This is a genomic window from Micromonospora sp. S4605, assembly GCF_003176715.1.
Lineage (GTDB): Bacteria > Actinomycetota > Actinomycetes > Mycobacteriales > Micromonosporaceae > Micromonospora > Micromonospora echinaurantiaca.
The window spans coordinates 1-1682 of sequence record NZ_QGSW01000481.1 but is presented as its reverse complement, the minus strand read 5'-3'; the positions used below and the strand labels follow the sequence as shown (position 1 = coordinate 1682).

The window sequence follows — 1682 nt, the reverse complement described above, 5'->3', positions numbered from 1 at the left end:
TAGCCTCGATGATTCGCGCCTGACGCCGGTTCCTTCCGCCCGGCAGGTCTGATCGCTGTTGATAGATGCGATTGTGGTTCCGGCATGGTGGCGGGCCGTCTGTCGCGGCGGCGGGCGTGGTCTCCTGGGGGTCCTCCGGGTTGTCGGGGCAGCGGCTGAACTGGTCAGCCGGGGGCGGGGATGGCCGCGATCCGGGTGAACGCGGCGGTGATCTGTTCGGCCCAGGGCCAGGTGGCGGGAATGCGAAGCCTGCGGCGGCGTTGCCCGCGCACGAGTCGGGCGGCGGTGTGCAGCAGGCGGTAGCGCAGCCGTTTGGGTTCGGCTTTGGCCAGTTCGCCGTGCAGGGCGTGGATCTGCAGCCAGGCGATCAGGTCGACCGCGATCGCCGCCGCGGTGCACCAGGCGGCGTTGATGGCGAACTCGCGGGAGGGTAGCCGGCGAAGGCCGGTGTCCTTGGCGCAGCGGATCCGGTCCTCGACGCGGGCGTGGGCGCGGTGGCGGGCCTCCAGCCACTGCAAGGCGCCGGTGGTGGTGTTGGTGACGAACGCGGTGTAGCGCCAGCCGTCGCGTTCCTCGAACAGTGTCAGCTGGGCGCCAGGGTGGGGGCGTTCCCGCCGGACGATGATCCGCATCCCGGCCGGCCAGCCGGGCAGGTGCAGCAGGCCGGTCAGTTCGGCCACGGCGGCGCCGTCGCGCACAGCGCCGTCGGCGTCGATCGCTGGCGACCACGCGGAGGCGGGCAGGCCGGTGATGGCGGCGCGTTCGGTCTCGCCGATCGACCAACCGAGGGAGTACTCCACCCGGCGGCCGCGCTTGCTGTCCTGCTCCGTGAGCCAGTCGAGCACGGCGTGGGTGGCCGCCGCGGAGTCGCCGCGGATGAGCAGGTGCCGGCGGTGCGGTGCGGGGACCTGCGCGACCGCTTGGGCGAGCACGTCGAGGTGATCGGCGGCGGTGTTGGCGCCGGCGTTGCCCGGCCGCAGCGTGATGGCGAGCAACTCGGCGGTGTTGTCGCAGGTCACCAGGATCGGATGGAACCCGAAGGTGTGCTTGTAGGTGGCCGCCGCGCCCTCCTTCTCGCTGTGGGCGAGGACGATCGTGGAGTCGATGTCCAGCACGACGACCCCGGAACCGACGTCCCGACCGGCCGCCGTCGCCGCCGGTGGACCGCCGAACAGCTGCCACATCCGGGCCCGCACCTTCGCCCTAGCCTTGGCGATGCGCCGCAGCTGCACCGCACCGATCTCGTCCAAGGCCCGCCACACCGTGGTATCTGAGGCCACCGGCCCGAACACCTCCTGCTGGTGGCGCAGCATGTCGATGTCGGCGATCGCTTCCCCGCCGTCGGCGATCATCACCGCGAGGTCGACCAGCACTCGACCCCGATCATGCACCGGCCACCGGCCGGCCCGGGCCAGCCCCGCCGACAACGCCACCGTCAACCCGGTCCGGTCGGCCAGCATCCGCAGCAGCGCCGCACCGACGTGCGACACCACACCCGACCCGCCCGCGGTGACCCGCAGATCCCTCGACCACGCCGTAAGCTGCACCTCGGAAGTGCCTCCCTCGAAGAGAAACCTGTAGATGTCGCAATCACAAGTTTCCCTTGCAGGGCAGGCACTTCCGCTCATCTACACGCCGACGAACAGCACACCTCGGCGATCACCGTGAATCACCCAGGCTAG

At 71.0% G+C, this 1682-nt stretch carries 1 protein-coding gene; it reads right to left on the bottom strand.

The window, feature by feature from the left end; genetic code table 11:
• Positions 1–164: 164 nt before the first annotated feature.
• Entirely contained in the window at positions 165–1547 is a 1383-nt protein-coding gene (locus DLJ47_RS34820) for an IS1380 family transposase (protein WP_109906559.1), read from the bottom strand.
• Between the last annotated feature and the right edge of the window lie 135 nt (positions 1548–1682).